At 49.0% G+C, this 7,179-nt stretch carries 7 protein-coding genes and 1 pseudogene; 4 read left to right on the top strand and 4 right to left on the bottom strand.

Features of this window, described 5'->3' with window-relative positions:
* The 4 genes and pseudogenes from VE954_RS31700 to VE954_RS31685 all read left to right on the top strand — a co-directional run.
* Positions 1-245: hypothetical protein (locus VE954_RS31700; protein ID WP_324960557.1), on the top strand; the 245-nt coding region annotated here is incomplete at its 5' end.
* Positions 246-249: 4 nt separating this feature from the next.
* Positions 250-606, top strand: a complete 357-nt coding sequence (gene tnpB, locus VE954_RS31695; protein ID WP_324960555.1) for an IS66 family insertion sequence element accessory protein TnpB — start codon at positions 250-252, stop codon at positions 604-606.
* A 36-nt stretch (positions 607-642) separates the two neighbouring features.
* Positions 643-2,025 (top strand): annotated as a pseudogene (gene tnpC, locus VE954_RS31690) (IS66 family transposase).
* Positions 2,026-2,083: 58 nt separating this feature from the next.
* Complete coding sequence (locus VE954_RS31685) at positions 2,084-3,115, top strand: IS4 family transposase (protein ID WP_324960553.1); 1,032 nt, start codon at positions 2,084-2,086, stop codon at positions 3,113-3,115.
* Positions 3,116-3,285: 170 nt separating this feature from the next.
* On the opposite strand, the gene VE954_RS31680 is transcribed toward VE954_RS31685, so the two are convergent.
* The 4 genes from VE954_RS31680 to VE954_RS31665 form a co-directional block, all read right to left on the bottom strand.
* On the bottom strand, positions 3,286-5,385 hold the full coding sequence (locus VE954_RS31680) for a methyl-accepting chemotaxis protein (protein WP_324960551.1): 2,100 nt from the start codon (positions 5,383-5,385) through the stop codon (positions 3,286-3,288).
* A gap of 106 nt (positions 5,386-5,491) precedes the next feature.
* A complete protein-coding gene (locus tag VE954_RS31675) occupies positions 5,492-5,719 on the bottom strand; it encodes a hypothetical protein (RefSeq protein WP_324960549.1) in 228 nt (75 codons plus the stop codon).
* A gap of 127 nt (positions 5,720-5,846) precedes the next feature.
* A complete protein-coding gene (locus VE954_RS31670; RefSeq protein ID WP_324960547.1) occupies positions 5,847-6,269 on the bottom strand; it encodes a hypothetical protein in 423 nt (140 codons plus the stop codon).
* A gap of 200 nt (positions 6,270-6,469) precedes the next feature.
* Positions 6,470-7,102 (bottom strand): hypothetical protein, encoded by a 633-nt coding sequence (locus VE954_RS31665; protein WP_324960545.1) that lies wholly within the window; start codon positions 7,100-7,102, stop codon positions 6,470-6,472.
* Positions 7,103-7,179: the final 77 nt, after the last annotated feature.

The raw sequence follows: 7,179 nt of genomic DNA, 5'->3' as shown, positions 1-7,179 counted from the left end.
AACACGGCATATCCAACAGCCTCCTTCACTCCTGGAAAAAGAAGTTCCCTCCCAAGTCCTTTGCTCTTGTCGAAATCAAAACCCCAGAACCAAAAGACATCAGCTCCACCATACAACCAACGCCTATCGAGATGGCTGTTCCTCAAGGCATCCGAGTGATCGTTCAAAAAAGAATTGTTGTGGAGTTTCCTCTAACAGCCGAACCGAGTGCGATCGCGCTGTTCGTCAAGGCGCTGGAAGGGTGAAAACATGCGCGATGCCCGATCATTTTCAGAAATATACCTGCATAAGAAATTTGTCGATATGAGGAAAAATATAAACGGCCTCAGTCAGATCATCGTTGACGAAATGCAGCACAACCCCTGTGACGGCGCACTCTTTGTCTTTGCAAGCAAAAACAGATGCCTGATAAAGGCTGTTTACTGGGATCGTACCGGGTTTGCCTTATGGCAAAAACTCCTGGAAAAGGATCGCTTCCGCTGGCCTGTAAAATTGCAGGACGACATTGTCAAAGTCTCACCTGAACAGATTGAATGGCTTCTTGCTGGCCTTGATATTGTAAAGGCCAAACCCCATGAAACACTGCGATACGAAGCATTTTCCTGAAAACATGAAGCCTGCGGCAGTGCTATATCATCCGTCATGGAAACGTTGAACCACAATTCATCCAGCGAAATCGAGACTCTGCGGGCACTCCTTGTTCAGAAGGACAAAGAGATCGCCCGCCAGCGCGATGATATAGCTTATCTTGAAGAGCTTGTCAGATTGTTCCGCCATCAGAAATTCGGCTCCAAGAGTGAGGCCAATCGCCATCCAGGTGAACAGCTGCTTTTCAATGAGGCGGAAATTGATGCGGAGCCTGAACTCCAAGACACTACCATGGATGATGGAGATGATTCCAAAGCTGGCACTGCAAAGCCTCGTGGCAAGCCAGCGAGAAAAGCACTACCGGAGCGAATCCCCCGGATTGAACGCATCATCGACCTTCCCGATCATGAAAAAATTTGCTCTGTCTCTGGCAAACTCTTCCAGCGTATTGGCGAGGAAGTGACAGAGCAGCTTGACATTGTGCCTGCCAAGGTCCAGGTCTTCCGGATTATCAGACCCAAGTATGCGTGTTCCTGCGGCGAGTGTGTTCCAAAATCAATGCCGTTGCCGCCTCAACCTATTCCCAAAAGCATGGCAAGCCCTGGTCTTCTGGCATTTGTTGCCACTGCAAAATATGCTGATTCAATGCCGCTCTATCGTCAGGAAGGCATTTTGCAAAGGATCGGTTGCGATATTCCTCGCGCAACCCTCGCCAGTCGGATGATCCGCTGCGGAGATCTTGTTACACCCCTCATCAATCTTCTGCGGGATAAAATCCTTGAAGGACCACTGGTCTACTGCGATGAAACCCCTGTTCAGGTTTTAAAAGGAACAGGAAAGAAACCCACCAGCAAGTCCTTTATGTGGGTTACAGCAAGGCACGGAGAGGATGGCAGAAAGATTATCCTATATGAATTTGCCCGCTCCCGCACCAGCGACATTCCTCTAAGAATATTTCGTGGCTACAAAGGCTATGCGCAAACCGATGGCTACGAAGGGTACGCGCAGCTTGGCCTTACGCCCGGCATCACCCTCGTCGGAGACTGGGTCCATGTTCGTCGTAAATTCGTCGAAGCTGTCAAAGGTAAAAAAGCAGGAGTCAAGGAAAGTTATGCTCAGCATGCCATTGATGAAATCAAACGGCTGTATCTGATAGAGGATGAATGCACGGGTCCAGACCCCGGTGCTCGTCTCCAGACGCGACAGACAAAGTCAAGGAAAGTAATCGACGACCTGAGAATGTGGCTGGACACGGCCTTGGCAAAGGTGCCACCGAAGTAGTTGACTGGCCAGGCGCTTGCCTATATGGATGGCCAATGGCCGAAACTTATTCGTTTTCTTAATGATCCGGTGATCGGCCTGGATACGAATGTTGTCGAGAACGCCATAAGGCCCTTCGCGATACAATGGCATTCGCTTAAAAGCATAAGTATTTAACATTATTGTTGATCAAAGGCGTTTCGCTGTCTACCTTGGTACAAAATTGAGGTGGACCATGGTTGAGTTGGATATTGCTGCGTCGTCGTGGGAAACTGTACTGACAATTTTCAAAAAAGTCTCCGATCAGTATGATAAGAAATGCTTTAAAAGGAAGCGAATAGTTGATTCGTTAATGCTCGTGATTTTTATCTTGAAGATGATAAATTCGAAAAGGCACCAAGGCTATGCTTCGTTGATCAATGAATTTTGGTTGGCCTCAAAGCAAAGAATTCCAGTGCTTTCTGTGCGTAAACCCATTTCTCAATCCAGCTTTTCTGATGCCCGAGAAAAACTCGATCCCGAAATTTTCAAAGACATCAACAAAGCCATCATAGAGCATGAATGTCAAACCAGTAACTACAAGTGGTGTGGTTTCAGAGTTCTTTGCATAGACGGGTCAAAAATAAACGTTCCGAAGGAATTAATGTCGGAAGGATTTTTTCCTTCAAATCCACAGTCAATTTACCCACAAGCTCTCATAAGCTGCCTTTATGATCTCCGAGCAAAGATACCTGTAGATTTTATGCTCGATCATAGAAGGGACGAGCGCTCATGTGCCAAACATCATCTCAGACTACTAACATCCCAAGACCTTGTTGTCTACGATCGGGGTTTTCAAAGTTTCAATATTTTTCATGACCATGTCAGGACAGGCATTCAAATGGTGCTGCGGATAGATTGCGAAGCAACATTCAATGCAGTTAAGAATTTCGCAAAAAGCACTTCAAATGATAAGGTTTTGGAATTTTGTCCTGCAGAAGGATCTCTGGGAAAGATAAGACGGACATGTCCAGAAGCTGAATTCCTGCCGGTTAGGATCCGGCTGATCAAGTATAATATCAAGCAAAAGACATACATCCTGGCAACCACTCTTCTTGATAGAAAACGGTTTCCTCGAAAAATATTTCCCTCTCTGTACCACTCAAGGTGGGGAGTGGAAGAGATGTATAAGACCTTGAAAAGCTCGCTTGGCGCGATAGAATTTCATGGGAAAAGCCTAAGACAGCGAAATGGTGAACTTAGCAAAGGCCCAGCCGACGGAACCTGAACAGGGCAAATGATCAATGGCATAGACCTTTAACGGCTGCCAAGCAAAAGGCCGTTGTTCGCATGAATGATAATCCCATAGAGCGGTTTAAACCTAGTGTTTGTGCCCCTGCTACAAGTTTTGGGCATTTTACATCCACTAGCGCGTTTCGTCTATTCCACCATCAGGGTTTAGGAGACCTTTGCCATGTCCTGATCGTTGTCGTCTTCGTCAGAAAAATCTTCGACTGATGGGTGGCTCTTGAGAGGTAAAACCTCGGCCTTCGATGTTTTGGATTCGGTCGATGGCAGAGCCCGACTCGGATCACGGCGGCCAAGGACAACTTCGGTCAGTTGAAAGACGGCTTGATTCAGTTTTTGTGCTTCCTGGCTTAAGCCATTGGAGAATCCCATGGTTTCATGAGCCATATCGGCATTTAAATGAGTGGCACTGTCCAATTCATTCATAGCAGTCGTGATGTTATTAACGCCGTCAGCTTCTTCTTTGGCGGCAGCATAGATTTCTTCCATCAAAGTTTTTACGCTGCCGACATGGTCGACGACTTCGCTGAGGATTTCATCACAACGATCGGCAATGGCAACGCCCGCGGAAACTTTTTCCTTTCCGATCTCCATCCATCGCGTGACCTGCTCTTTGGATTGCGCGATGATAATTCCCACATCGTTGCGGCTGGCCTGCAGCAGGCAGGTGATTTCCTTTGCAGCGATTCCGCTCATGCGAGCCAAGTTGCCAACTTCCTCGGCGACGACGGCGAATCCCTTGCCGTTTTCACCTGCTCGAGCTGCTTCCACCGACGCATTGAAAGAAAGTAGCTTGGTTTGAAAGACGATGTCGTTAATCACACTGGTGCGATCAGCGATTTTTTCGATAATGGCCGCCGTTTCACCCATGCGCTGGTTATTGTCATGGACCTGGGCGAGCATGTCCGTGATGGCAGTTTCAATGCTGTGCATCGACTCACGCATGCGATCGACTTCCTTCTTGCCTTCGTTGGCTATGGAAAAGCTGGATTCGGCTTTGTGCGCCGAGGTGTTGGCGCTTTCCACACTCCGATTGACCATCGCGGTAATCTGGTTGAGTGTGGACACCGTCTCCTGAATCGCAGCCGCCTGTTCGTTGGCGGCGCTGGATGATTTGGTCGAAGTATCACGTAGCGAATTCGAAGTCTTCAGCGCAAGGCCGATCGATTGCCTCAGGCGCGATACGACAGTTTGCAAATCGCGGCTGACTCGCGTCAGGATCAAGCCAAGGAGTAGTAACGAAAAGGCAGCCACCAGGCTTGAGAGACCCACGAGCAGAAGTACCGCTCGTCGAGCCGGCTGGCGAATCACTTTACTGGGAATGATCGCTTCGAGATACCAGTTGCTTTCAGCCCGGCCAAAGCGCAAAGTTTTGACGGTCGATAGATTCTGGTCATCCTGAAACAGGCTGTCGGTTCCGTTCAAGCGTGATTCGGCAATGGGTTGATAGAAATCCTCTTTGACTTCTGCCAGCGGTTTGGCAATCCAATGGGATGAGCCGGAAAATGCCGCAATTTTTTTGGCAAAGGAAATGAGAATGAGCTGTTGCTCACCATTGGCTTTGGCTCTTTCGTCAAGCATTTTCTGCAGAAATTCCAAGGTCATGTCCGCGCCAACGGCACCTATAAAGCGACCCTGCACCAGAATCGGAACTACGACTGAAGTGATAAGGGTATCTTTTCCTGCAACTTTATAAAGGTAGGGTTCAACCATGACTTCTTTCTGTGTTCTCTTGGCAATCAGATAGTAGTCACCAGCACCATCCTTGTCATAATCTATATTCGGTTCGACAACGATTTTACCTTCGGCGCTGCGGACAACATAGGGAATAAACCGTCCGCTGGCGTCGTGACCAGCCGCCTTTACAAAGTCCTTGTCTCGACCATCGAAAGCATTGGGCTCCCAGACTGTCCAGATGCCGAGGACGTTCGGATTTTGCAGTAAAATGCTGGTGAAACTGGCCAACACTTCATCGCGCTCCAGTGTCATTTTCTTTTGTTCACTCAGCGATTGAAAAAGCTGGGCCAGGGTTCGCACCAGATCGAAGGTCGAGTCAATCCTCGTTTGAATCAGACCTGATATTGCTGCCAATTCCAGCTGGGCCATGTTCTGCTTGGATTCCTGAGACAGGCTGGCAATTTTGAATCCCCCCAAAGCTGTACAGATACCGCCAGTTATGATAAGCGACGTCAGCGATGTGAGCATCAAACGAACGCGCAAACTCTGACCGATATACCACTTCATTCCCATGATTAAACTCTCTATTTGGGAGGCATGTCAGGGGAATATTCGGGAAGCGCGACCAGAAACTGAGCTGGTAAGGTTGATGATTTGGTAAGGATTGAGAAGAGAGGGTTTAGAAAGCGTAGGACAGCGAAGCAAGAACTTCATTTGTACTAAGCTTAACTTTGGTCAATTCAGTCTTCTTTGATTCATCACCAGCCGGATACTTGACCTTTGTATGGTCACTGTCGAGCGGATTGGTAACCCGATACTCAAGCCCCAGATTCACGCTTTCCGCCACCTTCAGCCAGCCACCTACGCCGGCATCGTAGTTCCAGACCTGGACATCGCCCGGATTCATTCGGATTCCGCTTCGGTCCTCACTATTAAGGCTGATCATGTGGTAACTTGAGCCGCCCACAGCATATCCACTGAAATCGCCAACCCTCAGAAAGTCGCAGGAAAGCTGCGGTTTACTATATAGGTCGTTAAAGTTTGGCTGATTTAGGCCCTGCTGCTGGTTGTAACTTACATAACCGGTACTTGTAGAGGTCGATATTCTGGTCGAATTCCTGCAGCAGGATCTTCAACTGCCCATCCTGCCGCGCATAGCTGATTGAATGTGAGAGCTTTTCGATCTTCTCCATACTCTCGCTATGGAGCTCTTCGGAGAAGCTATCGGCCTGCAGCAGATAATCGCGCTTATTGCGGTTCATCTCAAGCATTTCGACCCGCAACTCGTGCAAAATGGACTTCAGCCCGAATTCGTTCTGAATCGTGCTTTGAAAGTTTTCCTGGACGGTTTTAAGAGCCAGGAAGGCGCCGACACCGACTATGGTAATAATTCCTAGAATGGTACCCAGGAGAAGATTCTTCTTACGTCGAAGGGCACCGTGCTGCAGCTTGCTCATCTTAAATATTCCGGACATAACTGGCCTTTTATGATGACATTCAAGGCTGCTATCGGAAAAGAGACGAGGAAATTTCGAATTTTTTTTAAGGGGAATATAGGCCCGTGATTGTTCAGGGATTTAATGAGAGCTGCGGACATCTGCAGGCTGGAGAGGCTGGCGCAGGCCTGCCCCTTTTGAGATCACTAGCCTTCTGAGCCTCAGGGGACAGGAGCCAAGGCTGCTTTCAGCCCAGGAACCCAGCATTCGTTATGATCGATATCGCCACGGGGATTGACTTTGACCCAATAGGCCTGGTCCGCCCACGCTGGACCAAATTCCGTCGCAACCTGGTCAAGAATAAGGTCCGGCTTCAGGTCAAAAACCACGGGCGCACTGTTATTGGGATTTTCGCGACACATTAGGTTCGATGCGACCTTAAAAACCTGAGTGGAGACGAGCGCACTCAGGGACAGCAGAGGCGCATCGATCTCATCGGATGGCTTCAGGTCGCGATCATCAGCCGCCAGCCAGCAGGTGTTATGATCGACGTCGCCGCGCGGATTCACTTCAAGCCAAATCAAGCCATTGGCGGGCTTGGTCGTTGTGCTCACCACATCCACTACAGAGCCTGCCGTCAGCTCAAAAACTACAGTTTGCATGGTGCCAGGTGCGACCCGACAGTTCAGCCAGGGTTTGGCCGTTGTGGTATAAACTTGCGTTGCAGTAATTGTTGCAAGATTGAGAGTCGCAAAAGGTTCGCTGCCTTGCGAGTCGTCTTCCGAGCTGCTGCCGCATGCCATGGCGAGCGCGCTCATGGTGCAGACACTGGCGAACCGGATCAAGTGCTGCATACTTCTCCTGCTGCAAGGAAGCAAGGTGGATTTCATGGATTCACTCCTGCGCTATTAACTCACACAAGCTCAAGAGT

This window comes from Oligoflexus sp., assembly GCF_035638955.1.
Lineage (GTDB): Bacteria > Bdellovibrionota_B > Oligoflexia > Oligoflexales > Oligoflexaceae > Oligoflexus.
Note: the sequence above shows the minus strand (reverse complement) of the source record. Positions and strands in the feature narration are given on the sequence as shown.